A 23807-nucleotide genomic window follows, 5' to 3' on the forward strand; every position below is an offset into this window, starting at 1 on the left:
ATTCATAGAAAGGTGAAGATTATGCTTAAGAAATGGTTATGGGGGACATCCCTAACCCTGGCACTTGCCATAACCGGTGTCATTGTATATTACGGATACTCGATCGTTCATTTTGCCAATAGCATCTCAACCGCTTCCGAGACTTCCACTTCTGAAACAAACCAAAATACGGACAATCCAACCACCCCTGTTCCTAAATGGGAAGGGAAGGAACGAGTTAACATTTTGCTGCTTGGAGGTGACACCAGGGGGGATGATGCTGGCCGTTCAGATTCGGTCATGGTCGCTTCCATTGATCCGGTATCCAAGAAAGCCCATCTCTTCTCTGTTCTGCGCGATACATATGTTGATATTCCGGGACACGGAAAGAGCAGACTCAACGCGGCCTTCTCATACGGCGGAGCGGAATTAACCAAACAAACGGTCGGTGACTTGCTCGGCATCCCTATCCAGCACTACGTGTATACCGATTTTATAGGATTCATGGCGCTGGTTGATGCTGTAGACGGGATCGATATTGATGTGGAGAAAGACATGTATTATACCAGCAAAGCAGATAAACATATGTACGATATTGATCTCAAAAAAGGACTTCAGCATATGGACGGTAAGACCGCCCTTCAATATGTGCGATTCCGGCATGATGCCACATCAGACTTTACGCGTACCGAGCGGCAGCGGATTTTTATGACTGAGCTGGCTAAGAAGATGCAAAGCACTACGTCACTCTTCAAGATTCCTGAAATATTGGAAGCTGTCGCTCCATATATCGAGACAGACCTCAGTCCAACACAGATGTTAAAATTAGCTTCGCTCGGATTCGATATTAACGTAAATGAAATCGATAAACAGCAGATCCCTCCTAACAAGTTGCTAACCAATGAACTTGCAGGTTCTGCCCAAGTACTCGGTGTGAATAAACCGAAACTCCAAGCATACATTCAGAATTTGTTTGAGGAAGATGCGAAATCCTCAGAGGATGAATCAACAAAAGTACCAGACTTAAACTAAATGGAATGGAAACAAAATGAGGCAGGTATCGCAATGATACTCCGATTAAAAAGATGGCTGCCGCCATCTTTTTTTTGTACCTATTTTCCCCATTTAATGCAGCCTTAATGTTCAACAGGTACCCTTAAATGATGAATTCCGGTTACACGAAGGAGGAATACACGTGAATAAACCGCGAATCGTGGAATGGACTCAACTGCGCGGCCTTGCATTTCTCGCCATTGTGATGCAGCATAACATCGCAGAATATATATATCGCGCCGATATTGAACAACCCGATTCCATCATGCTGACCATGATTTATCATCTGACTCGTTTTGGTACGCCGACATTTGTCTTTCTGTCCGGTGTAATGCTGTTCTATCATCATAGTCACACCAAACCGGATTACCCCCGTTTTATCCGTAAGCGGTTTGGAGATATCTATGTGCCCTTTGTGGTATGGACGTTCATCTATTGGTTATTTGTCCGGATATTCACCCCTGAGTTCTGGATTTCGGGTATGCCAGACTTCCGGAGTTTTGTTCGTGAACTATTCCTCCCCCAGACGGGATATCATCTGTGGTTTGTGATTATGGTGTTTCAGTTCTATATTCTGTTTCCCCTGTTTCTTGCGGGAGCCAAGTTCATTCAGAAACGTATTGAAAAAGTTACACGCTTCACCCCGATGCAATCCGTCATCACGCTGATTCTCATTGGGATGGCATTATACACTTTACTTATGAAATGGTCCTACTACGATATGGGCGGGTGGACAGCTTCCTTACCCCAACCCTGGTCGGGTTTGCTGCAATATCGCTCTTATTCATGGGTTATGTACTGGTTTTACTTTTTGCTGGGGGCAGTCTGTGCCTGGTCAGTGGATAGTTGGAGAAGTTGGACTGCAAAGGTATTGCCCTGGATGGTCTGTCTGTTTATCGGCATGTACATCTGGCTTGGATATGATGTGCTGCGGGGATCAAGCGATGTCGTTAATCTGAATATCTCAACCTATCTGAAGCCCACGACATTCATCATCATCATGGCTCAGATGTTCATGTTCTATGGGTTCCTTGTACTGCTGCGAGGCAAAGATTCACCATTTCAGCGTCTCCTGACGTGGATTGGCCGATATTCCTTTGGTGGCTATCTGGTTCATGCACTGGTTATCTATTGCATTGCGTATATTACCCGGCCACTTACACTAACCGGATGGCATCTACCTATAACATTGCTTTCGTTTCTTGTCACCGTAGCAACGTCCCTTGCAATCAGTTGGGGACTTTCCCAACTTCCTGGTTCTCGCTTCACCATAGGATTACAACGGAAGAAACGCCTAAGTCCCCGTTTGCATGATACTATTTCTGCGAGCAGAACAAGTTCACCGGAGCGCAATCCGTCAGCTAGCGCAAACCGCAGTCCGGAAACCAGCTAATTCTAGTTGAATATTGAAAAAGCGTCTCCCTTCGTGGAAGACGCTCTTTGTCACTTCACTTCTGTGGAAGCGGATCGACCGGGTACAGGTTCGTGAGGACCAGGAGCTTGATGTGCAATGCCCTTCTGATTAACGAACCTTTTCAGGTCACCCGTCAACTGCTCCTTCAGCTTGTCTACCAGTTGCGTTTCACTGATGCCTTTTGCCTGAGCAATCTCAGCCAGTGATTTCCCGCTTTGAAGCTGCTGATGGAGTTGCTCCGGGGTGATGCCGATAAAGCGTGCAATAGCCCCCTTGTCCATCATCGGACGTCTGTTGCCATGGTGAGCGAACTCTCGTCTTAATTCCCGCAGTGGTGTGTTAATTACCTTCTTCAGCTTGGTATCCATTCCTGCTTTGGCTGCTGCTGCCTGCTCTTTCGTGAGACAGCCTTCTTCGGCTGCTTTATCCAATCGCTGAGAGAGCGAAGGCTTCAGCTTCTCCAACAATTGATTTTCACTAAGTCCCTTGCGTTCCTTGGCAATCTGAGTCAACGTTTTGCCAAGCTCCATCTGTTCCTTTAAATCACGGAGCCCAATACCGAGGAGGTCCGCGGTTTCTCCAATCATAAACAGGCCATGACCTGCTTGCATGCATGGCTTGGTCTGGTTTGAGGAGGAAGATGGTGTCGCCACATGATCCTCAACAGATCCATTTGGATCAGCGGATGCCGTATAGCCGGTTGATGCTGTTATAAATACGGCTGCCAGTCCGGCTGCCATCCATTTTTTCCATCTGTATTTCATTTCTCTTCTTCCTTTCATATGTCAAAATCCTGTGCTCTCTTAGTTTGAGCCTAACTTCCGCTTTTTTATGCCATAAAAATACAAAATGTCATTGTTTTTTTCACAATTCATCACAAAACCTCCTATTTTTTTCAATTCATTTCCGGTATACTGAAAGTAACTTCATGATCTAGTCGAATAGTCCTTATTACTTTATTTTGGGAAGGGCGTAACCAAACGATGCGGAGAGAATGGTTTGATCCGTTTAGATCCGATGTGGAGGTGGTGTTCGCTGCAGCAGAGCAGCTGGTACAGAAATATCCTGAACCAATGTCAGAACATGCACTAGAACAACTTCATTTGGTCAATCCTTTGTTACGAGATTCGGGTCACAGTTACATTGGCTACATTATTCCATTGTGGATGCAACTCTCGGATGGTCTACCTCCAGAGAAGGCACACAAACTGAGTACTGCTTGTCTCCTGCATATGCTATATTTTCTGAATCAGGATGAAGTTATGGACGAACAGCCAGAAGATGTGACACTGAAATTATCACTGGGTAATCTTTACTACGTGGATGCGATCTGTGCCTATTCAGAGCTATTCAGCCTTTCTTCCCCGTTCTGGACGTATTTCAGACAGTATGTGGAGGATTGGGCCATGAGCGTCACCGGTGAGAACTCCATCGATTATTTCAAGAGAAGCCCGCTATTAATCGCCCAAAAAGCTGCCCCACTTCTGCTTGGAGCTGCTGGCTCACTGCTTCTTTTGGAACAGGAGCATCGTATCACTCCGGTATGTTCTGCCGTCAATATTGCACTGATGACTCTCCAGATGACAGATGACTTCACAGACACCAAACAAGATGCTGTGCATGGAAATTACAACAGCTTCCTCTCCCACATATCCGCAGCACTGGAACATAATTACCCGGCTCATCCTGTAAGCGAATGTGTACATGATAATGTATACAATACTCAATTGATGAACTCCTATGTAGACATTGCTCAGCAATATAACATCAGACTAACATCTTCTAACTCGGGAATTTCGCATCTCGAAGCGTTTAATTCTTACTTATGCGGCATTCTGGGACAAACTGTTCAGGACATTGAACAACACAAAAAAGTGCTTCTTCAAGGCGGGTTTCATTACTGGATCAGCGAGAAACAACATTTGTCCTAACCACAAAAGAAGAGCTGGTACAGTTGAATTTTAAATATGAAGGGAATGTTGACGATGATGGTATCAGAGAAAACGTTGCACGAGGATATTATTGAAAAGGCCTGGACCGATGAGCACTTCAGACAACAACTGCACTCCAACCCAAAGCAAGCGCTTCGCGAAGCATTTGGCATTGATATTCCTGAACACATTCAAGTCCGTACCGTTGAAGAACAACAGAACGACTACGTTCTCGTAATTCCTCCCAATCCAGCCAAAGTGGATTATGACGTAAATTGCGGACCGTGGAGAAGCTAAACGGATTAGATTGAATATGTAATTGAACGGCACAAGGGGTAGCGAACAAAAAAGCCATCGTACACTTCTACCGCTCGTCATTCGACGAACGCGGCAAAAGATACAACGGCTTCTGTTCCTACCCCTTTTGTGCTTGTAAAACTGATCTGCCCATGCATGGCTTCAACGATTCGGAAGGTCACCATCATGCCAAGGCCTGTCCCCTTAATTTTGTTCGAGAAATAAGGCTCCCCAAGCCGGACCAGCGCTTCCTCATCCATGCCCTCACCATTATCCCTAACATGTACCTTGATAACCCCATCCTGAGCATAGGCCCAAATATCAATCTGACCCTGTCCTTGCAGCGCTTCTATACTATTCTTAATAATATTAATAAAAGCCTGTTTGAACTTGGAAGAGTTCCCTCTAATCCATAGATCTGGCGGAATGTCAGTTGTTATTTTACCGCCTTCCAGATTAGCCATCGGTACAAGAATACCTTCAATATGATTAAATTCATCCGCGATATTGAGAGAGACAATATGATCGAACTCCGGTTTGGCAAACGTTAGGAAGTCGGTAATAATGCCGGAAGCCCGATCAAGCTCCTCCAAAGCAATCCGCACATATCCCTTGTTTTTGTTGTCTTCCTGCTCTGTCATGAGCTGAAGGAAACCTCGTGTCACCTGCAACGGATTACGAACCTCATGAGCAACTGACGCCGCCAGTTCACTAATGATTTCCATTTTCTCGGATCGCTGCAATTCATTATTGAACAATTCCAACTCTTTCGAGTATTCAAGCACTTTGGTATGTTTTTCAGCAAATCGGCTTCCCAGTATGGCAATAAGTGAGATAATAAAAGCAACCATGGACCATTTCCACCATATCAGATGATATGTTCCATTACGCTGGTAATACCACAGTAGTTCAGCAACACTGATTAAGGCAAATGTGCCGAATCCCGTAGCAAGCAAAAGAGCTTCCCGGCTCCGTTGAAGCGCTTTGGAGATGGTGCCGATCATTAAGATGCTCAACAGGATTACGAGAACGAATCCAATCACGTTCTGAACCAACAAACTATAGAGCATGTCCCATTGACCGCCTGAAATAAAATCAATCATCAGAGCAGCCACAGCAACTACAGAATAGATGAATTGGAATTTTCTTAGTTTGGTAAAGATGCCATAACGACCTGGTCCGATAATTTGTTCAAAAAAATAACAGAGTGCAGGCATGCCCATCAGCATAGCCAGGTCAAACAATACGGAATACAGATTACCGTAAACCTGGTAGAACGTATATAAAAACTGTGAATAGGTGATAATCATCGTTCCGATTGAACCCATCACGATACATAGCGAAATCCACAACCCTTTATGGAATTTGCCCAGGAAAAAAGTGCAACTCAGCATCGTTAGAGCCGTGAACACAAAGGTCGCTCCCAATATCACATCAAGCAGTCCATTGTGAATGTACTTTTCCTGTAATGTAGCATAAGGCCCAACCTGAACCGTTCCGTAGATGCCAAGTCTGCCTTTTTCATTCTCTGACCATACGTAAAGTTTTCCACCTGAATTCTCACTTGATAAGGGTAACAACACAGCGTTGTTATCATAATTGTAATGATAATTCTCATATACCCTACGATCGTCCAAGTAGATTACAATGTGGTTCCCTTTAATATTCTCAAAACGGATTGCTGAGCTATCTTCGTTTATTTTAGGAATGGTCACACGAGTCCACATGGAACCCGAAGGAGCTTCTACGCTGCTGTATTCCAGCTTTTCAGCACCTTGCTTCTCCCAGATTTCCTCCGTACCTTGAACCTCACTGATGAATCCCTGATCGTGTACGTTCCCCCATTTTACTTCCCATCCCGTAATGGATACAGGTTTGTCAACTTCTCCTGCAGTCGCTGAGACGAAATCATGCGGCAAGCAGAGAATATTCAACATACTTATCCATAAGATGATGATAGCTTTGGGCACATTTTTCATTCACAGCACCTCAAAGTTCTTATTTTCTCTATCCCCAAGTTCTCTCATTTATCATTCGCCACAGTTTGACGTGTCACCTTCTTGTAGGAAAATGAAAATTCACATTTTAGTAGATTTATAGTTTTATTTCCATTTATTTGATAGATTCCGAGTGTTTTCTCCATTATCCGCGCAGATCTTCGAACTGGTTCTCAATCATTTCGCGCTCTTTCTGTTCAATCTTCGTACGATATTCCAACCACTGCTCTGTTTCCTCATCGTCATAGATCGTCCATATATCCGAGAAAAGATAGTCCCGCAACTGGACAATCTGTCCTGACCATATCCCGCCTACCCAGAACAGCCCGTCCGGACGACGAATAACGGTACGGGAAAACCCGGGCGTAGACGCTTTTTGCCCGATTCGGATTTGAGTGATCATATTCCCCAGCGTAAACCAATCCAATTGGAATCCCTCCCTCATATATCCATGTTTCATCATATCATAGGCCAAAGATGAAAAGCTGTAAAACTGATCTCTGCGATTCAATCGTCCCTTCCGGGTGTAATGTTCCTCAAAGCAAATACTTACCAATGAGGAGTGATTCAAATGAATGAGCCACACAGAACGGTAGAGGTAGAACATAAGGATGTCCAACACAAATCGGATTCAAGTATGGTCGCTTCCACGTTTATCAAGTATGCGGCTTATATCATTATTTTCTTTGGATTTCTGTACTTTCTGGTCAAATATGTATTTCCTAAATTTTAAAGCATATACGTTGAATCTGTAATCCGTACATTATTCACTTTCAGCTTATATTTATATTTTGGGAACACAAGGGAATCATAATGGGTGCGAGATTACAACGTTAGCCCTTTGGGTAACTACGAAATAAGAACCTTTCTTTTCAAGATAACTGCACAATCAAAAAAAACAACCAATAAATATAATCCACTGAGAGGGAGTGCTACTTATGTCAGACAGACCGATTAGCAATGAAGAGAGTGAACGTTACTACGACCGTTATCAGAGGTCCCGTGATATTCCACTGGAAACCGAAGTCCCTGAAGGTGACATAGACACTTTTGATGAAGTTACGGGAAAACGTATCGATACTGATAATACAGTGTATCCGCCCCTTGTAGCGGCTACGGAAGAACCGGAATTGGAGTCACGGACAGCGGAGCCTGCACTCGAATCCGTACCTGATGCTGATCTTATTCAACCGAATAGTCCGGTTGATCCTGCGGCACCCGACCCCAACGCTCTTCACGGGACGGACCTGCTAAACGGCGCTGGGGCAGATGCGAAACCGGAGAACGATATTCCACCACGGCGCTAATCCTCTTGTCACAGCCTGAATTAGGAGGTGCAGACACGATGAAGGATAATCACAAGCGACAAGTACATGAGCCCGATAATCTGGTAACCGAGCGGGATATTGATCCGAATTTTGGATTGTTCACGGAAGATTCCTTTCCCGAAGCCCTAGCAGATGAGGATCAGCTTGATGCTGTTGAACATGCCGTTCCGAAGGAGAACGTTGAAGGCGTTGAAGGTCCACGAAAAGATTCATCCTTGGATGAATAGGAACGCATTACCGATTCATTAAGAATATAGGAAGCCTCTTGCCCAAGAGGTTTCTTTTTGCTTTAATTTCGTAATAACAATGACTTTATCCTGAAAAAGAGATGGCTACCGTCTTCGTACGGTGCCATCCCTCTCTCTGCTATCCAATTAGCCATTTCACGTTTTAACATTTTTTGATTACTTCGCCAAAGGTTTGCCCGCTCCCGGCAACTTCTCCTCCAGTCGGGACCATTTCGCCACAATGGCGGTAATCAGCAGCGCCACTCCATTGATGATAAAAATCCAACGAATCGGCAACCAGCCACCCAGAACACCACCGATTATCGGCCCCGCCATCGTACCGATCTGGGAAGCCGACTGATTCAGGCTGAATGCTCTTCCCCGGAAGCCAGGTTCTGTCACTTGCACAATCATTGCATTAATCGCCGGGAACACCGCAGCAAAGAACAATCCATACACAAAACGCAAGATGCCGAATCCAATATAACCTGTAGTGAAAAACTGCAGCAGGTTACCAATCGCCCCTCCAACGAGGCCAATGATCAGTACTTTCCCATATCCGATTCGCGAACCGATCTTACCCCAGCGCGGTGCCATAATAACCGTAGCCACACCAACCGCAGAGAAAATAATGCCCGAGCTGAGAGAAGCACGATCGGGCTGAATGCCCATTTCCATCACGTATACCGTCAATAACGGCTCCAGAATCATCACGGAGAAGGTACATATGCCCATCATGCCAAGCACCGTAATAAACAATTTATTGGCCCTGGCTTCACGAATGTCATCCATCACATGAGAACGTGCCTTGTTCCGGTTGAAGTTCTCTTCTTTGACCCAGAAGGTTGCGATCAACGCCGAGACCAATACTACGATGCTGGAAAATAAAAATGCATTCCGGTTGCCATAATAGTGGCTTACCACCCCACCAATTAATGGGCCGATTATACCTCCTGTTGCCCCGGCTGTTGACATGATACCAAGTGCATACCCTGTCTTCTCTTCCGGTGTATTGGTACCGACAAGTGCAATCGCCGCCGGAACAAACCCCGCGAGCAATCCCTGAAACAAACGAACCACGATTAATGAATAGGGGTCCTGCACAAAATAATTGATCAAATACAAAACCGCAAGGCTGTATCCCGACCGGATCAGCATTGGCTTGCGCCCGTATTTGTCAGCCAGTGATCCCCAGAAGGGAGACACCAGCGCACTTGCCAGAAATGTGATGCCAAAGGCAAGCCCTGACCAGAACTCCAGGTGATCACGAACGCCCAGATCGCCACTCAGAAACAAAGGCAGAAATGGGATGGAGATCGAATAAGCGGTGCTGCAAAAAAACACACCAATCCACAAAATCACCAGATTACGCTTCCACGAGAAGTCCATATACCCGCACGCCCTTTCCGTTACTGACGCCGGGACTGCCGTGTATTGGAGAGGACGGAACAGACCCGTACGTCCCTGACTGCGGAAGCATTTTCCTTATTTTACACCTCTGTAAGCATTTACACCATCCCTTATCACCCATAATATCCTGCCTTGCATTGCCATCTTGTCCGCAAAAACGGTATGATAGTTGAGGGATTATCCGAAAATAATTCTGACTAAATATATTATGCAGAGATGCAAGGGGGAACGTTCTCATGTCTTTTCGGTGGAAAAAAACAACAGCTGTGTCGCTGGTTCTAGCGATGTTGCTTATCGTCATTAGTGGTTGTGGGCGCCCTGCAAGCAGCGCGACGGAAACACCGGCTCCAGTGGAGCCTACTGGTCCCAATCCTGTAGCCACAATTGAAATGTCAGATGGTCAGAAAATCGTCATCGAGCTCTATCCGGAGATTGCACCAAATACGGTGAACAATTTTATCTCATTGGCGAATAAAGGTTTCTATGACGGTTTGAACTTTCACCGTGTTATCCCAGGCTTTATGATTCAAGGTGGTGATCCAAACGGCGATGGTTCGGGCGGCCCAGGTTATGCGATCAAAGGAGAATTTACATCCAATGGTCATAAAAACCACCTTAATCACACGCGTGGGGTTATCTCCATGGCGCGGACAAATGATTTGGACTCCGCAGGCTCCCAGTTTTTCATCATGTTAGCGGATGCTGATTACCTGGATAACGCTTATGCTACCTTTGGCAAAGTGACAGAAGGCATGGACGTCGTTGACGGGATTGCGGCTCAACAAATAGGCGAACAAGACAAACCAGTTACCGATCAGGTAATGAAAAAAGTCACTGTCGACACTCAAGGAGTAGAATATCCTGAACCGGTAAAAATGCCTTAACCTTACCTTTGGAACGGATTTTAGTTACCCATCTTAATTCACAACCTGTAAGACAAACAAAAGCTCTGTCCTGCGTATTCACGCAAGGCAGAGCTTTATTCAATGTTAGCGTTTACATAAATGACTTTATAAAAAATGCCCTCTTCCGGCACAACTCTATATGCAGCAGCTCTGCAACCCGCTGATCTCAATACATCCATCCCATCAAACGCAACCAACCGATGATCGCAATCCATAGCGGACAGCTGAAAGCAACACCCCATGCAAGCCCTTTCAGTAAACTACGGTTTACTTCCACGAACAACGACTCCTTTCTCCAGGGAATAGTCGCAGTATCGGTAATAATATATGAATTTATACCCGTTTTCATTCGTCACGTAACCCCCTATTTCCTGCTTTTGTCCCTCAGTTTCATGGAATGGGTTTGGTGAACCTGATATAATATGTTTACTGAACGAGAATGGAAGCTGATTCATGTTTTTGAGAGGAGATTATTCTATGGCAAAATCCAAAAAACACACCCCTGCTCCCAAAGCAGCACAGGATAAACCGACCACACTAAAGGATCTGCTGAGCAGTGATGTGTTAGAGAAACTGAAAGCTCAGGCGGATGAAGCCAAGGCTGCCGAGGCAGACCGCAAAGAGCAGGAACGCCTGCAGGCGGAAGAAGCTCGTAAAGCGGAACAGAAGCGAAAAGATAATGATTTTGAGTACCTGTTGAATAACAGTTCGCTGGACTGGAAGAAACACAAGTAATTTTTGCAGCAATAAGATCATCATGATATCTAAATGATAGAAACAGGGCCGTTGAACGGTCCTGTTTTTTTGTATCGTGCATATGATTCATCACTCTTTAGTCGGGTATGTAGAGATAGAGAGTTACTGATAATCCATACGATACGGAGGGATAAGGATGACTGAACAACGTTTGCAAGGGAAAGTTGCAATTGTAACCGGAGGTGGCTCAGGAATTGGTCAGGCAACAGCCATTCGTTTCGCTGAGCATGGGGCCAAAGTGTTCATGCTGGACCGGACCCCGGAGAATGCTGAGAAAACCAAACAGACGATTGAGAATGCAGGCGGAGAAGGCCACGTCATTGAATGTGATATATCCAAACCGGACAACGTGCAGAAAGCAATCAATCAGGTAGCGGAGCAAGCTGGACAGCTTGATATTGTATTTGCCAATGCGGGCATCAACGGCACGATGGCTCCCATTGAAACGATGGAACCTGAGGACTGGGATCAGACGATGGGCATCAATATGCGCGGCACGTTCGCAACTGTGAAGTACGCCATACCCCATTTGAAAGACCGCGGAGGAAGCATTATTATTACGAGTTCCATCAACGGTAACCGTGTATTCTCTGGCATAGGGTTCTCTGCATACGCTTCCAGTAAAGCAGGTCAGACAGCTTTTACAAAGATGGCAGCATTGGAACTGGCTCGTTACAAGATTCGTGTCAACGCCGTCTGCCCAGGAGCCATAGACACGAACATCGATGACAACACCTATCCTTCGGACGATCTGAAAGAAGTACAGATCCCGGTTGAATTTCCCGAAGGTCATGAACATCCACTCAAAGGTGAACCCGGAACGTCGAAGCAAGTCGCCAATCTGGTGCTCTTCCTCGCTTCCGATGAATCTTCCCATGTGACGGGCACCCGGATCTATGTGGATGGAGCGGAATCTTTGCTCCGTGGATAAGGATTAGAAACATGTTCCATGTGGAGTTAACAGCCAAACATCCCGCAAACGATCTGGATATCCAGACCGCTGCGGGATGTTTAGTTTGAAATATATCTTTATAGAAGAACGAAGAACAGCTCCCGCTGCCTACTATCGGTATCGGATGACCTTTAACTAGAGCGCTGAACTCTTTCCTCTCTTCACTCGATTATTCAGCCGCTCCGGAATGGCAAAGAGTAGGACGTACATTAGGGAGAACATGACTAACGCCAATACCTCTTCCCCAAGAATGTACAAGGGATAGGGGCCCAACATGTCGAGCACTGAAGGCGTATTCGGTTTGTGTCTCAGGAACATATAATTGGCTCCAAGCAGGACATCCACACCATATACGACCAACGCAGCCACGTTCACGTATATCATCGAACCCAACACAGATCTCCAGCTTGGACGAAGCTGTTCCACCCAAGTCATATAGAGCAACGCCCCAATAATACAAGCGTGAGCAGTAAAAAATTGAATGAAACGAAAATGTGCAAAACCATAACCGAGATTAGGAGTTACAATTGCCATCAATGCCCCTGCGATTCCTGCGAATAACAATGCAGAATGCAGCAGTCGGCTGCGTGTCAATAATAGCAGCGCAGATAACAATAGTGACAGACTGCATAACTCCAGCGGCAATGAAGTCTGTAGACTCCACACATCCCCATATACATACCAGAGCTGAAGCACAATTTCACAGCCCAACATGACACATGCCAGAGCGATCCGAAAGGTACGGCGTGTGTTCGTTGCCCAGGACCGCAGCCAATTCCGCAACAGAAACATCAATAGAACCAGTGCGGCAATCACACCGATCGCCCATAGGTGGGAACTGGAAAACAGCATAAACGGTTTTGCATCATAAGGGTCTAGCCACTGAGGATAAGCCATGTTCCTCTTCTCTCCTTCTCATTACACAAACACAGTTTATCTCTTTAATGTTAACTTTTTCATTTTGTCATTGAATGAATGCACTGTCCAGATGGAATTCTAAATTAGGATTGTATTTTAAATATCTTTATGTTAAGATAAATCCAACAACAAAACACACAAAAAGTTAGTAACTTTCTTAACGGAAATATTATAAACAATAAATTAGCCACCAGGAGGAATTTATAATGCAAATCAAAGGACTTCACCATGTATCTGCACTGACCGCACACGCCGCTGAGAATTATCGGTTCTACACCAACGTCATGGGTTTGCGATTGATCAAAAAAACAGTCAATCAGGATGATGTTTCGGTCTATCACCTCTTCTATGGAGATGAAAAAGGGAATCCGGGTACCGAACTTACCTTCTTTGAGATTCCGATGGCCGGACAGACACGCGAAGGCGTGAACAGTATCTCAGCAACATCACTTCGTGTTCCTAGCGATGCAGCCCTGACGTACTGGCAACAGCGTTTTGACGAATTCGATGTTCCTCATGGAGAAATCACTGAACGCGGTGGGCGTGCCACTCTCTCGTTTACGGACTTTGAAGGACAACGTCTGATTCTGGTTTCTGATGAACACAATACAGGTGTTGCAGGGGGCAAACCTTGGGAACAAAGCCCTGTACCTGTCGAGTATGGCATTGTAGGCTTAGGCCCAGTCCATCTTACCGTTAGAGACGCGTCCCTTACGGCTCCAGTTCTTACTGAACTGCTCGGCTTCCGTCAAAAAGGAACCTATCCTGCTTTTGTCGCAGGCCAACCCGATGTACTCGTCTTCGAATCCGGTGAAGGTGGAAATGGCTCTGAGGTGCATGTCGAAGAACGAAATGACCTTGCCCAAGAACGCCCTGGACGAGGCAGCGTGCACCATGTTGCCTTCCGCGTCGATAATGAAGAAGAACTGAAACAATGGGTAGAACGGGTTCATAATTTCCGATTCCCGAATTCCGGTTTCGTAGACCGTTTCTACTTCCGCTCCCTGTACTTCCGTGAAGCCAATGGCATTCTGTTCGAGCTGGCAACCGATGGTCCCGGCTTCGACACGGATGAAGAATTGGCTCATCTTGGAGAGTCCCTGGCATTGCCTCCATTCCTTGAAGGTCGCCGTGCAGAGATTGAAGCGAATCTCAAACCGCTCGATACAGCAATTCGCTAACCTGATCATACGTCCCAAAAGAACAAAAAAACGATTATCACTATGCCAATCCGGAACAACCATCCGGCTGATGCATAGGCGATAATCGTTTTTAATATCTCGTTTATTTTTTGGTTAAATATGAGGTCGTCAACGGAACAAACAGGGAGGCACCCGGGTCCTCATCAACGATTTCAACAAAGATGGCATCCGTGTCTGCAACATCCACGTCTACCCCAACCAATCCGTCTTCAGGAGCAAGCGATACCGTCTTGAGCGTTGTATTGTTTTCGTCCATAATCTCAAGCTTCTGTGAACCGCCAAGAACAGCAAAATCGAGATGAAGCTTGGCATACTTTTTCTGGGTCATAACTTGGAAGCTCTTGCCTTGCTTGGCTGTGTCGGTATGCAGGTAAACATCTTTGTAATCTTTGCCTTTGTACGCCGTTTCGGCCGGATCTTTGGTATGCCAGTCCGAGGTGCCCAAGGCTGCAGTTCCCAGCGAACTTAATGTCAGCTTGCCGGTTTCGGATGGCGGTGCAGATCCATTACTGCTGCCAATGTTAACGGATGATGTTGCGCTGTCATACGTAATTTCTGTACCGAGCAGTGTGCCGACTGCACGCACTGGCAAATAGGTCGTTCCGTTGTAAGTAATCGGCAATACCGTTTTCCCATTGGCATCTTTGGCTGTTACCGTTGTCCCATTTAATTTCAGAGATATCTTGCTGTTCAAATACGCTTTGATCGGTTCCAGACCCGTTGCTGCGAGTGCGCCAGTGCCGATGCCGAGAGTTAGTGTACCCACCATTAAGCCCAATACAACCTTATTCTTCATGAATGATCCCTCCTAAAGTATGAAATAGATGAGTTCCATCCTTTATACATTTAAACGACTAAAGTGTTTGTGTCAACCATTTCATGGTAAATTGCTGGAATGAAATTCGCTTTTGGATAGCACAAAGCGAGGCTAAAGGTACATCATTTTTTCAGCCTCACCCGTTTCCCTCTGTCATTTCAGACCGTGGGGACATATTTTTTTATCATTGTTCTCAGCTATTCTGCGCTTATCTGATTACTTCCGTTTAATCAAAAGATTCATAGTACTCATCTTCATACTCTTCCGTGCTGTATTCCAAGTCCACAGCCTGCCACTCGCCATCTTTATAGTCATAGGCAAAGTTCAAGTCACCGTCATATAAACCCATACCGTATGCACCGGATGCCGACACAACCAACTTGCCATTCTCCACACTGTAATAAACAACACCGCCGAACTTGAGCTGCTCGTTATACACTCCCTCGCTCGTGTCTTCCTCCATTAGGGAAGGTTCTGAATGAACACCATCAACGGTAACGTTGATCGTCACCTGACCTGGTGTAACACTGACTTTCGAATTTACATGCTGCTTCACAATCTCATCCAGTGATTGCATCTTCATCTCTTCCAGCGTTTCTGGATCGATAATATGTGCTTCACCCAGATAGATGCCTGTACCATGACCAGCTGTAAACAACACAACAATCTCCTTCTTGCCATCTCCATTCAGATCCAGTTCGTGCACTTCGGGTTTGTAGGATCCGCCTTCTCCTTGCCATTTGCTGAATTCACGTTTCTTGCCGTTCACTTCCAACACCATTCCGTTATATATATATCCTGAACCTTCGACTTTCATGGGGTATAGTCTTACATTCTCATTTTCTGGAGCAACCGAAACGTACTCTCCCTTTACAGGAATCGTTTCCTTCGTTGTAAACGCTGCTTCATTCATTGTTTCTATATTGGAAGCCACGACCGCTGAGGTCTGGCTGGATTGATCATCTATGTTAAGCTGTTTTTGCGATTCATTCATGGTTCTGGCAGACGAAGTTGTACTAATCGTCGCTACCGCCAAAATAATCATCAGCAGGATACCTGTCCAAGTTTTCAATATGCTGGGCTCCTTAATCTGTAGTGGAATACTACCATTATATCTTCATTTATCGCCCAAGCGTTGCGATTTTGTTAATGTTTCATAAAAAAATCTTTACATATTTCAGTTTCTACGAAAGAACGTTCGGCTTTAACCATAATAAGCAAAAAAACACCCCGGAAACAGCTTAAGGCTGCATCCGAAATGCTTTCGTTTTGTCCATTAATCGATCTGTTAACTGTCTCAGCTCTTCAGCCGAGGATGAAATCTCCTGCATAATTGCCGTCTCTTCATGTGCCGCATCCATAATCCGTCTTGCCTCATCCGAGAAAGATCCGGCTTTCCCTTGAATCTTTTTCACATGGCCGTGCGTTTGTTCTACGCGGCTGGTCTGTTCCCCAATTTTGGATCCGATTTCATGAGCGCCCTTCATAAACACTTCTACCGTACCTGTAAGCTCCTGCAACGTCTGATCAACAGAGATCGTGCGCTCGGACTCATTCACAACGAGGCCATGCTGTTCATGAATCAGTTGGGCTGTATCCTTGATACGCTGCTGAACACGGCTGATCAGCTCATTAATCCGATGCACCGATTGTTTGCTCTCATCTGCCAGCTTACGAATCTGCTGAGCAACGACAGCAAAGCCCGATCCCTCTTCTCCCGCACGTGCAGCCTCAATGGAAGCATTCAGGGCAAGCAGCCCTGTTTCCTCTGCAATGTTTTTGACAGACTGAGTAATGGCTTCAATATCCGAGGCTTCCTTCTCAAGCAGCACCATGATGTCCCGGGAACGGTTGTGTGACTCCGTCAGCTCGTCCATTCCTTTCATCAAAGAAGAGAAGGTCTGCTTCGTATGATCAACAGAACGTTCCATCTGGCCGGACATCTCTGTCATCCCAATCGACTGACTGTGCATACGCTGAAAATCGTTCAACATCTCATCCGCTGTAATCAAAGACTGATGTGATGTCGTCTTCTGCTCTTCCACACCCACAGCAATATGATCCACCGCATCAGACATCATCTCGATCTGCTCCGCTGCCTGGGCGATTGCTTCACTAAGTGACTGGGCGTTCTGTGAGGTTGTACGTGTACTATCTGTAATATCGTTTACAATACTTCTCAAATTAAAAACCATTACTCGAAAAGCATCATATAATACAGTAATTTCATCCTGTGTTCTCCGCTCTGGAATCTTGGCCGTCAAATCCCCCGATGAGACTTGTTGTGCGGCACGGGACAAATGCACAATTGGACGAGTCAACCAACGAGAGGCAAACCAGCCCAGAATCGCGTTCCAGCATACGCCCATGATGAGTACGATAGAGATATACAACCAGCTTGGCATGGAGAACGAGAGCCAATCCTGAAGGAAAAATATAAAAAAGCCGCTAGTTCCGTACGTAATCAGTGAAATCAGTACCAAACCTGCGACGGTTTTTGCGCCTAAAGTCCATTTCATATTCACACCTCATAGTCCTTTTTTCCTATTTTACCAATAGATAACCAAATTACATGTGATTTAGATCACTGAAAACGACAAATTAACCCCCATCTTATTCTTCATGCATGACTTCTCCTCTAAGTGGAGCATAATTGATAAGACGAGTTTTGACTGACTGAACCTTTAATCCACCAAGGTGATATCCTTAATTTAAATTATTTATCGGCAAGAAGGGTGAAATGATTTAGCTTGGCATCCATTTTGCTTAAATGATATACTGAGTGCGCTTCGGCATTGCCGGAGCTGACCTATTTTTGGATGCCACTGGAGGCGAACGAAATGTCTACAATGTCCACAAGGACGGAGAAAGATTTTATTGGAGAAAAAGAAATTCCTGCTTATGCTTATTACGGAATACAGACGGTTCGGGCTGTAGAGAACTTCCCGATTACCGGCGTTCCTGTACACCGGGAACTGATTACAGCTCTGGCTGCGGTGAAAAAGGCTGCGGCAATCACGAATATGGAGCTGAAGATGCTGCCACGCAAAATTGGCGATGTCATCGTCATGGCTGCTGAAGAAATGATGAAAGGCCATCATCTGGATCATTTTATTGTTGACTCCATTCAGGGCGGTGCAGGCACCTCCATGAATATGAATATGAACGAAATTCTGGCCAATCGTGGACTGGAACTGTTATTGCAGAACAAGGGTGACTATTTCCACTGTAACCCGAATAACCATGTAAACATGTCCCAATCCACCAATGACGTGATCCCAACTGCACTGCGCATTGCTGCGTATCGGTTGTCGGAAACGTTGCTTGATACGATGAAGCGTTTGCAGGATGCGTTCCGCAAAAAAGAACAGGAATTTAACGATGTAGTCAAAGTAGGCCGGACACATCTTCAGGATGCTGTGCCTATTCGACTTGGACAAGAGTTCGGTGCCTATGCGCGTGTTATCGGACGTGATATTGAGCGTCTGGAGTTCGCAAATCGCCGCCTGCTCACCATTAACTTGGGTGCGACGGCTGTAGGTACAGGTCTCAACGCGAAACCCGAATACATCGTTAAAGTCACGGAGCATCTGTCCGATGTGACAGGATTGAATTTGCAAACGGCCGAGGATCTTGTCGATGCCACACAGAATACGGATGCCTATCTGGAATTGTCGGCTGCACTGAAAGTATGTGCTGTCAGTCTGTCCAAAATCTGTAACGATATTCGTATGATGGCTTCTGGCCCACGCGCAGGATTCAATGAGCTGCGTCTTCCACCGCGTCAGCCAGGTTCGTCCATTATGCCGGGCAAAGTGAATCCGGTTATGGCGGAAGTGATCAATCAGGTATCCTTCCAGGTTATGGGGAATGACCATACGATCTGCATGGCCTGTGAAGCTGGTCAATTCGAATTGAACGTCATGGGCCCTGTTATTGCGTTCAACTTGCTGCAATCGCTGAAAATCATGAATAATGGTATCGACGTCTTTACTCGTTATGCCGTTGAAGAGATGGAAGCGAACCGTGAGCGTTGTGCATTGATTATGAAGCAGAGCTTTAGTGTAATTACAGCGCTTAATCCACATCTGGGCTATGATGTGGCAGCCTCCATTGTGAAGGAAGCGTTGAAGACCGGAAACACCTTGCAGGAGATCATTCTGGAACGGGGTCTACTGACACCGGAAGAACTGGAAGAAATTTTGCATCCGGAGCAGATGACTACTCCTGGTATTGCAGGTGAGCACTTCCTGCACAATATGGAACGGTAGTAAGCTGTTTAAGTTCCACTAATGAATATTTACATTGACACTCCGATGATAGAACAACCTTCCGATTGCTGTTAAATCGGAACGAATAACCCCCGCAGACCGTTACCACGGCTCGCGGGGGTTACTTGTTTAGGATATATAATGAAGGCAAACGTCATTCATGCCCAGCGCTTCCGTTCAAGTGAAGGCAAAATCTGAAGCTCTTCCCTGTATTTCGCAACCGTTCTGCGGGAGATAACGATGCCTTCATTCGCGAGTAATGCGGTGAGTTGGCTATCCGAGTATGGGCGTTCCGCCCGTTCAGAACGAATCAGCTCTTTCAGTCTGAGCTTCACCGCCGGCGCAGAGGCCATTTCTCCATTCGTTGTTTCAAGACCTGATGCAAAAAAAGCCTTGAGTTCAAAGACACCATGCGGTGTCTGAACATATTTGCCATTGACCGCACGGCTCACCGTCGACTCATGCATGCCGATGGCCTCTGCAATAATCGCCAGATTGAGCGGCTTCAAACCGGCAGGTCCTTCACGCAGAAAAGATTCCTGTTCGCTCATGATTGCAGCTAGGACACGCATCAGAGTTCGGCGACGCATGCGTACACTGCGAATGATCGCTCTCGCCTCTGCTGCCCGGCCTGACCATACCTCATCTGCATCAATCTCCTTGATCCAGCGACAACAAGCTTCGTTCAGGGATACCCGCGGCACACCCGCTGAATTTAAACGTAGAGAAAGTTCATCATTCCTTATCTGCACAACGGCATCCGGAATAATATAATGTGGACGTTCCGTACAACCGATGGATCTGCAAGGTTTCGGGTCTAGACAAGCAATATAGTCATAGGCTGCCTGAGCCTGCTGTGAAGAAATCCCTAGTCTTGTTCCTGCTCTGCCTGGGTGGAAACGAACCAACTCCTCCAGACCTTTCGCCACCATGTACTCCGCATGCTGGTTAGCTAATGGATCACGCCTAATCTGAAGCAACAAGCATTCACGCAAGTTGCGCGCTCCCACACCTGCCGGGTCCAGCGACTGGAGAATGTCCAGGGCTGCTTCAGCCTCAGGCATCGATATTCCCCTTGCCGATGCAACCTCAGTCAATTCCATCGGTAGATAGCCATCATCGTTGACACAACCAGCCAAATATACAGCTGTTGTCTCCATTGCAGGTGTAAGATTCTGCAACCGAAGCTGAGATATCAACAAATGTTCAAGTGTAGGTTCGGCGCCTTTCATCTGTAACAGCGGATCATAAGAGGAGAACCTCTCCTGATTCAACCGTCGGGGAAGACGGGTGCGCAGGGTAGAGGGCTCTTCTAGCTCAAGCACCGGATTTTCATCCGCCGCCTCCTGCAAATAACGAGTCAGCTCCTGACCCGACAAGGTCAGCAGATGAATGGATTGCTTCATCTCCGGCGTAATGGATAAGCGAATACGCCCCTCCTGCACCAACTGAAATCCTAACATCCGTCTCCCCCCTTAAGCGCTACTCAAGCTACTCCAGTATACTGACGAACAAAGACTATTTCAGGAAATGATAGCATAAAAACCAAGCGATTACAGCGGGCCCAGACCCAATTTTCAACTAATATTTCTCGGATACCAACTTCGCTTGGGTGAACAGCAGCAAGTAGTCTCTTCCCCCTGCCTTGGAATCTGTTCCCGACATGTTAAATCCGCCAAATGGATGTGTACCCACGAGTGCACCTGTGCATTTACGGTTAAAGTATAGATTCCCCGCAAAAAATTCCCGTCTGGCTTGTTCCAGATGTTCGCGATTGCGCGAGATCACCGCACCTGTCAGTCCATAATCGGTATTATTGGCAATATCCAATGCATCCCCGAAGGATTCTGCCTTGATAAAGGCCAACACCGGTCCAAAAATCTCTTCCTGTGAAATCCGCGCTTGCGGGTCCACATCAGCAATAATGGTCGGTTCAATGAAATAACCTGCCTCGTTCCCTGTACTACCACCGAGTACAAGTCGTCCTTCACCCTTGCCTATTTCAATATATTCTGTGATCTTGGCATAGGCCTTGTCATCGATAACCGGACCTACCTGATTTCCGACTTCAAGCGGACTGCCCATGCTCAGTTGCTTGGTTCGTTCAATCACTTTTTGCAGTACCTCGTCATATACATCTTCATGAATAATGGCACGGGAACACGCTGAGCACTTCTGTCCCGAGAAACCAAACGCTGAAGCCGTGATGGATTCCGCAGCCAATTCCAGATCACTGTCGCTATCTACAACAATTGAATCCTTGCCACCCATTTCAGCAATCACCCGTTTAATCCACTTCTGACCCGGTGCGGTGCGTGCTGCACGTTCATTGATCCGCAGACCGACATCTCTGGAACCTGTAAAGCTGATAAAGCGGGTGAGCGCATGGTCCACCAGATAATCGCCAACCTCACTGCCCGGTCCTGGCAAATAGTTCACTACGCCGTCCGGCACACCCACTTCTGCAAGCAACTCCATGAATTTGGCGGCAATAACCGGTGTTGTGCTGGCTGGCTTCAATACAACCGTGTTGCCAGATACCAATGCAGCAGAAGTCATGCCTGCCATAATCGCGAGTGGGAAGTTCCATGGTGGAATTACAACCCCCACACCAAGCGGTATATAACTCAATTCATTATCTTCGCCTGCAATTCGTGTGAGCGGCTGTGGTTCACTCAGACGCTGCATCTCACGGGCATAAAATTCCATAAAATCAATAGCTTCGGCTGTGTCCGCATCCGCTTCTGGCCATGTTTTTCCTGCTTCGTACACCATCCATGCCGAGAATTCATGCTTACGACGCCGCATGAGCGCCGCCGCTTTGTACAAATAACGGGCCCGTTCATTCGGGTCCGTATGCTTCCAGGTGCGGAATGTTTCCGCAGCCGTTTGGATGGCCTGCTCAGCAAGCTCTTGATCGGCCTGATAGATCTTTCCGACGATCTGATTTTTGTACGCAGGATTCACGGAGGATACCGTGCGGGCGCTTGTTATTTTTTGTCCACCAATAATAATGGAGTATTCCTGGCCAAGTTCAGCCTCCACCTTGCGAAGTGCGTTCTCAAAAGCTTCCCGGTTGGCCGGGACTGCAAAGGATGTGAATGGTTCGTTAACAAAAGGGATATTCATGAATGATTTCCTCCTTCAGATGTGGGGGTTCGCTGGCTGTTTGCCTGAGTTGCCATGCATTTTACTCATCACCCAATATATGTAGCAAGATCCGTGCCAACTCCGGTTGATGAAGGAATATTTTTTAAAATAAATATTATCCTTCAAAATTACCGCCCGTTTTCTTCTATGCAGAACAACCTTGGCATGATTATTGCTTGATATCTTTGTTATAAAGAAACATGATCCATAAGGAGGAACCTCGATGAGTATCGGAACCGAAATGTACCGTAAAACGCTGCTGACCGTCGCAGGTAATAAAGCTGTGGAGAATCTCTCCATCAAATACGGCAAAAAGCTGGCTGGCAAGTTTATCGCAGGCAACACACTGGAAGAAGCTCTCGAAGAGATCAGGGTACTCAACAACAAAGGCATTATGGCTACACTGGATCATCTGGGCGAGGGCATTACCCATTTAAGAGAAGCCGCGTTGTATCGGGATGAGTATATACGTCTGGTGGAAGGTATTGCCCGTCAGGGTGCAGACTCCAATGTCTCGCTAAAACCAACCCAAATGGGACTCGCGCTGGACCCTGAGGAAGGTTATCGAAATATACGTGCGGTTGCCACCCAAGCGAAGCTGCATAATCTGTTCGTCCGGATCGATATGGAGGACAGCCCGTTTACCCAAGCGACTTTGGATATTGTGCGCCGTTTACACTCAGAGGGACTGGATAATACAGGTACGGTACTGCAAGCCTACTTGCATCGTACCGTGGAAGATACACGTGATATGATTCGGGAAGGAATCCGGCTGCGTCTGGTGAAAGGTGCTTACAAGGAACCTGCGTCCGTAGCTTATCAGAACACTTCAGAAGTGATTGATCAATTCAAAACGATGATTCGCAATCATCTCGATCAGGGTGTATACACTGCGGTTGCTTCACATGATGACCACATTATCTCCTGGACCAAGCAATATGCGAAGGATCGGGGAATTTCCCCAGATGCATTTGAATTTCAAATGTTGTACGGCTTGCGTATGGGCGAACAGGAACGCCTGGCCAGGGAAGGATACCGCATTCGTTGTTACGTGCCCTATGGAACCATGTGGTACCCATACTACACCCGCCGTCTGGCCGAGAAACCCGCAAATCTCTGGATGGTGGTCAAAAATATGTTCAGATAATTTCCCGGCTGGACTCCCTTATATAAAATGCAATGATAAAAACAAAAACCATG

Annotated in this window: 24 protein-coding genes; 13 read left to right on the top strand and 11 right to left on the bottom strand. The window is 46.3% G+C overall.

Features of this window, described 5'->3' with window-relative positions; genetic code table 11:
• The first annotated feature begins 21 nt into the window (after nucleotides 1–21).
• Together A6049_RS10640 and A6049_RS10645 are read left to right on the top strand one after the other, a co-directional pair.
• Complete coding sequence (locus A6049_RS10640; RefSeq protein ID WP_063564597.1) at nucleotides 22–1011, top strand: LCP family protein; 990 nt, start codon at nucleotides 22–24, stop codon at nucleotides 1009–1011.
• A gap of 163 nt (nucleotides 1012–1174) precedes the next feature.
• Nucleotides 1175–2425: an acyltransferase gene (locus A6049_RS10645; RefSeq protein ID WP_063564598.1), complete on the top strand. Its 1251-nt coding sequence runs from the start codon at nucleotides 1175–1177 to the stop codon at nucleotides 2423–2425.
• A gap of 50 nt (nucleotides 2426–2475) precedes the next feature.
• Here the strand turns inward: A6049_RS10645 and A6049_RS10650 are convergent, their stop codons facing one another.
• Nucleotides 2476–3210 carry a hypothetical protein gene (locus A6049_RS10650; RefSeq protein ID WP_063564599.1) on the bottom strand — a complete coding sequence of 245 codons (735 nt, stop codon included), beginning with the start codon at nucleotides 3208–3210 and terminating at the stop codon, nucleotides 2476–2478.
• 219 nt (nucleotides 3211–3429) lie between these two features.
• Here A6049_RS10650 and A6049_RS10655 point away from each other — a divergent pair, with 219 nt between their 5' ends.
• Together A6049_RS10655 and A6049_RS10660 are read left to right on the top strand one after the other, a co-directional pair.
• The gene (locus A6049_RS10655) at nucleotides 3430–4377 is read left to right on the top strand and encodes a hypothetical protein (protein WP_063564600.1); all 948 of its coding nucleotides are present in this window, start codon (nucleotides 3430–3432) and stop codon (nucleotides 4375–4377) included.
• A gap of 54 nt (nucleotides 4378–4431) precedes the next feature.
• The gene (locus A6049_RS10660) at nucleotides 4432–4674 is read left to right on the top strand and encodes an NHLP leader peptide family RiPP precursor (RefSeq protein WP_090953016.1); all 243 of its coding nucleotides are present in this window, start codon (nucleotides 4432–4434) and stop codon (nucleotides 4672–4674) included.
• A gap of 77 nt (nucleotides 4675–4751) precedes the next feature.
• On the opposite strand, the gene A6049_RS10665 is transcribed toward A6049_RS10660, so the two are convergent.
• On the bottom strand, nucleotides 4752–6653 hold the full coding sequence (locus A6049_RS10665) for a sensor histidine kinase (protein WP_063564601.1): 1902 nt from the start codon (nucleotides 6651–6653) through the stop codon (nucleotides 4752–4754).
• A 163-nt stretch (nucleotides 6654–6816) separates the two neighbouring features.
• The gene (locus tag A6049_RS10670) at nucleotides 6817–7098 is read right to left on the bottom strand and encodes a hypothetical protein (RefSeq protein WP_063564602.1); all 282 of its coding nucleotides are present in this window, start codon (nucleotides 7096–7098) and stop codon (nucleotides 6817–6819) included.
• 144 nt (nucleotides 7099–7242) lie between these two features.
• Between A6049_RS10670 and A6049_RS33605 the strand changes: the two genes are divergently transcribed.
• From A6049_RS33605 to A6049_RS10680, 3 genes are all read left to right on the top strand, one after another.
• Nucleotides 7243–7404 (top strand): hypothetical protein, encoded by a 162-nt coding sequence (locus A6049_RS33605; RefSeq protein ID WP_017690239.1) that lies wholly within the window; start codon nucleotides 7243–7245, stop codon nucleotides 7402–7404.
• 205 nt (nucleotides 7405–7609) lie between these two features.
• Entirely contained in the window at nucleotides 7610–7978 is a 369-nt protein-coding gene (locus A6049_RS10675; protein ID WP_063564603.1) for a hypothetical protein, read from the top strand.
• A 38-nt stretch (nucleotides 7979–8016) separates the two neighbouring features.
• Nucleotides 8017–8226, top strand: a complete 210-nt coding sequence (locus A6049_RS10680; RefSeq protein ID WP_063564604.1) for a hypothetical protein — start codon at nucleotides 8017–8019, stop codon at nucleotides 8224–8226.
• Nucleotides 8227–8403: 177 nt separating this feature from the next.
• Here the strand turns inward: A6049_RS10680 and A6049_RS10685 are convergent, their stop codons facing one another.
• A complete protein-coding gene (locus A6049_RS10685; protein WP_063564605.1) occupies nucleotides 8404–9615 on the bottom strand; it encodes an MFS transporter in 1212 nt (403 codons plus the stop codon).
• Nucleotides 9616–9872: 257 nt separating this feature from the next.
• On the opposite strand from A6049_RS10685, the gene A6049_RS10690 reads away from it, so the two are divergent.
• Nucleotides 9873–10520, top strand: coding sequence for a peptidylprolyl isomerase (locus A6049_RS10690; protein ID WP_063564606.1), 648 nt, complete (start codon nucleotides 9873–9875; stop codon nucleotides 10518–10520).
• 187 nt (nucleotides 10521–10707) lie between these two features.
• Here A6049_RS10690 and A6049_RS10695 read toward each other — a convergent pair whose 3' ends face one another.
• Nucleotides 10708–10890: a hypothetical protein gene (locus tag A6049_RS10695; protein ID WP_024632483.1), complete on the bottom strand. Its 183-nt coding sequence runs from the start codon at nucleotides 10888–10890 to the stop codon at nucleotides 10708–10710.
• A 128-nt stretch (nucleotides 10891–11018) separates the two neighbouring features.
• On the opposite strand from A6049_RS10695, the gene A6049_RS10700 reads away from it, so the two are divergent.
• Both A6049_RS10700 and A6049_RS10705 read left to right on the top strand, forming a co-directional pair.
• Nucleotides 11019–11276: a YqkE family protein gene (locus tag A6049_RS10700; protein WP_063564607.1), complete on the top strand. Its 258-nt coding sequence runs from the start codon at nucleotides 11019–11021 to the stop codon at nucleotides 11274–11276.
• A gap of 157 nt (nucleotides 11277–11433) precedes the next feature.
• Complete coding sequence (locus A6049_RS10705) at nucleotides 11434–12228, top strand: SDR family oxidoreductase (RefSeq protein WP_063564608.1); 795 nt, start codon at nucleotides 11434–11436, stop codon at nucleotides 12226–12228.
• A gap of 156 nt (nucleotides 12229–12384) precedes the next feature.
• Here A6049_RS10705 and A6049_RS10710 read toward each other — a convergent pair whose 3' ends face one another.
• Complete coding sequence (locus A6049_RS10710; protein WP_063564609.1) at nucleotides 12385–13146, bottom strand: YwaF family protein; 762 nt, start codon at nucleotides 13144–13146, stop codon at nucleotides 12385–12387.
• Nucleotides 13147–13373: 227 nt separating this feature from the next.
• Between A6049_RS10710 and A6049_RS10715 the strand changes: the two genes are divergently transcribed.
• A complete protein-coding gene (locus A6049_RS10715; RefSeq protein ID WP_063564610.1) occupies nucleotides 13374–14348 on the top strand; it encodes a ring-cleaving dioxygenase in 975 nt (324 codons plus the stop codon).
• Between the two features lie 103 nt (nucleotides 14349–14451).
• On the opposite strand, the gene A6049_RS10720 is transcribed toward A6049_RS10715, so the two are convergent.
• From A6049_RS10720 to A6049_RS10730, 3 genes are all read right to left on the bottom strand, one after another.
• Complete coding sequence (locus tag A6049_RS10720; RefSeq protein WP_063564611.1) at nucleotides 14452–15165, bottom strand: stalk domain-containing protein; 714 nt, start codon at nucleotides 15163–15165, stop codon at nucleotides 14452–14454.
• A 247-nt stretch (nucleotides 15166–15412) separates the two neighbouring features.
• Complete coding sequence (locus tag A6049_RS10725) at nucleotides 15413–16258, bottom strand: hypothetical protein (protein ID WP_063564612.1); 846 nt, start codon at nucleotides 16256–16258, stop codon at nucleotides 15413–15415.
• Between the two features lie 169 nt (nucleotides 16259–16427).
• On the bottom strand, nucleotides 16428–17705 hold the full coding sequence (locus tag A6049_RS10730; RefSeq protein ID WP_063564613.1) for a methyl-accepting chemotaxis protein: 1278 nt from the start codon (nucleotides 17703–17705) through the stop codon (nucleotides 16428–16430).
• Between the two features lie 321 nt (nucleotides 17706–18026).
• On the opposite strand from A6049_RS10730, the gene A6049_RS10735 reads away from it, so the two are divergent.
• On the top strand, nucleotides 18027–19457 hold the full coding sequence (locus A6049_RS10735) for an aspartate ammonia-lyase (protein ID WP_063564614.1): 1431 nt from the start codon (nucleotides 18027–18029) through the stop codon (nucleotides 19455–19457).
• A 158-nt stretch (nucleotides 19458–19615) separates the two neighbouring features.
• Here A6049_RS10735 and rpoN read toward each other — a convergent pair whose 3' ends face one another.
• Both rpoN and pruA read right to left on the bottom strand, forming a co-directional pair.
• Nucleotides 19616–20920 carry an RNA polymerase factor sigma-54 gene (rpoN, locus tag A6049_RS10740; protein WP_063564615.1) on the bottom strand — a complete coding sequence of 435 codons (1305 nt, stop codon included), beginning with the start codon at nucleotides 20918–20920 and terminating at the stop codon, nucleotides 19616–19618.
• Nucleotides 20921–21038: 118 nt separating this feature from the next.
• A complete protein-coding gene (gene pruA, locus A6049_RS10745) occupies nucleotides 21039–22586 on the bottom strand; it encodes an L-glutamate gamma-semialdehyde dehydrogenase (protein WP_063564616.1) in 1548 nt (515 codons plus the stop codon).
• Nucleotides 22587–22830: 244 nt separating this feature from the next.
• On the opposite strand from pruA, the gene A6049_RS10750 reads away from it, so the two are divergent.
• Nucleotides 22831–23754, top strand: coding sequence for a proline dehydrogenase family protein (locus tag A6049_RS10750; RefSeq protein ID WP_063564617.1), 924 nt, complete (start codon nucleotides 22831–22833; stop codon nucleotides 23752–23754).
• The last annotated feature ends 53 nt before the right edge of the window (nucleotides 23755–23807 follow it).

The sequence above is a fragment of the Paenibacillus sp. O199 genome (assembly GCF_001636635.1).
In the GTDB taxonomy this organism is placed as follows: domain Bacteria; phylum Bacillota; class Bacilli; order Paenibacillales; family Paenibacillaceae; genus Paenibacillus; species Paenibacillus marchantiae.

Bases quoted from the DNA above. Each gene is read 5' to 3' on its own strand.
- A6049_RS10665 (WP_063564601.1), bottom strand. From the start codon at position 6,653: ATGAAAAATGTGCCCAAAGCTATCATCATCTTATGGATAAGTATGTTG.
- A6049_RS10700 (WP_063564607.1), top strand. From the start codon at position 11,019: ATGGCAAAATCCAAAAAACACACCCCTGCTCCCAAAGCAGCACAGGAT.
- A6049_RS10655 (WP_063564600.1), top strand. From the start codon at position 3,430: ATGCGGAGAGAATGGTTTGATCCGTTTAGATCCGATGTGGAGGTGGTG.
- A6049_RS10685 (WP_063564605.1), bottom strand. From the start codon at position 9,615: ATGGACTTCTCGTGGAAGCGTAATCTGGTGATTTTGTGGATTGGTGTG.
- A6049_RS10750 (WP_063564617.1), top strand. From the start codon at position 22,831: ATGAGTATCGGAACCGAAATGTACCGTAAAACGCTGCTGACCGTCGCA.
- A6049_RS10690 (WP_063564606.1), top strand. From the start codon at position 9,873: ATGTCTTTTCGGTGGAAAAAAACAACAGCTGTGTCGCTGGTTCTAGCG.
- A6049_RS10640 (WP_063564597.1), top strand. From the start codon at position 22: ATGCTTAAGAAATGGTTATGGGGGACATCCCTAACCCTGGCACTTGCC.
- A6049_RS10710 (WP_063564609.1), bottom strand. From the start codon at position 13,146: ATGGCTTATCCTCAGTGGCTAGACCCTTATGATGCAAAACCGTTTATG.
- pruA (WP_063564616.1), bottom strand. From the start codon at position 22,586: ATGAATATCCCTTTTGTTAACGAACCATTCACATCCTTTGCAGTCCCG.
- A6049_RS33605 (WP_017690239.1), top strand. From the start codon at position 7,243: ATGAATGAGCCACACAGAACGGTAGAGGTAGAACATAAGGATGTCCAA.
- A6049_RS10675 (WP_063564603.1), top strand. From the start codon at position 7,610: ATGTCAGACAGACCGATTAGCAATGAAGAGAGTGAACGTTACTACGAC.
- A6049_RS10695 (WP_024632483.1), bottom strand. From the start codon at position 10,890: ATGAAAACGGGTATAAATTCATATATTATTACCGATACTGCGACTATT.
- A6049_RS10735 (WP_063564614.1), top strand. From the start codon at position 18,027: ATGTCTACAATGTCCACAAGGACGGAGAAAGATTTTATTGGAGAAAAA.
- A6049_RS10660 (WP_090953016.1), top strand. From the start codon at position 4,432: ATGATGGTATCAGAGAAAACGTTGCACGAGGATATTATTGAAAAGGCC.
- A6049_RS10680 (WP_063564604.1), top strand. From the start codon at position 8,017: ATGAAGGATAATCACAAGCGACAAGTACATGAGCCCGATAATCTGGTA.
- rpoN (WP_063564615.1), bottom strand. From the start codon at position 20,920: ATGTTAGGATTTCAGTTGGTGCAGGAGGGGCGTATTCGCTTATCCATT.
- A6049_RS10705 (WP_063564608.1), top strand. From the start codon at position 11,434: ATGACTGAACAACGTTTGCAAGGGAAAGTTGCAATTGTAACCGGAGGT.
- A6049_RS10720 (WP_063564611.1), bottom strand. From the start codon at position 15,165: ATGAAGAATAAGGTTGTATTGGGCTTAATGGTGGGTACACTAACTCTC.
- A6049_RS10730 (WP_063564613.1), bottom strand. From the start codon at position 17,705: ATGAAATGGACTTTAGGCGCAAAAACCGTCGCAGGTTTGGTACTGATT.
- A6049_RS10715 (WP_063564610.1), top strand. From the start codon at position 13,374: ATGCAAATCAAAGGACTTCACCATGTATCTGCACTGACCGCACACGCC.
- A6049_RS10650 (WP_063564599.1), bottom strand. From the start codon at position 3,210: ATGAAATACAGATGGAAAAAATGGATGGCAGCCGGACTGGCAGCCGTA.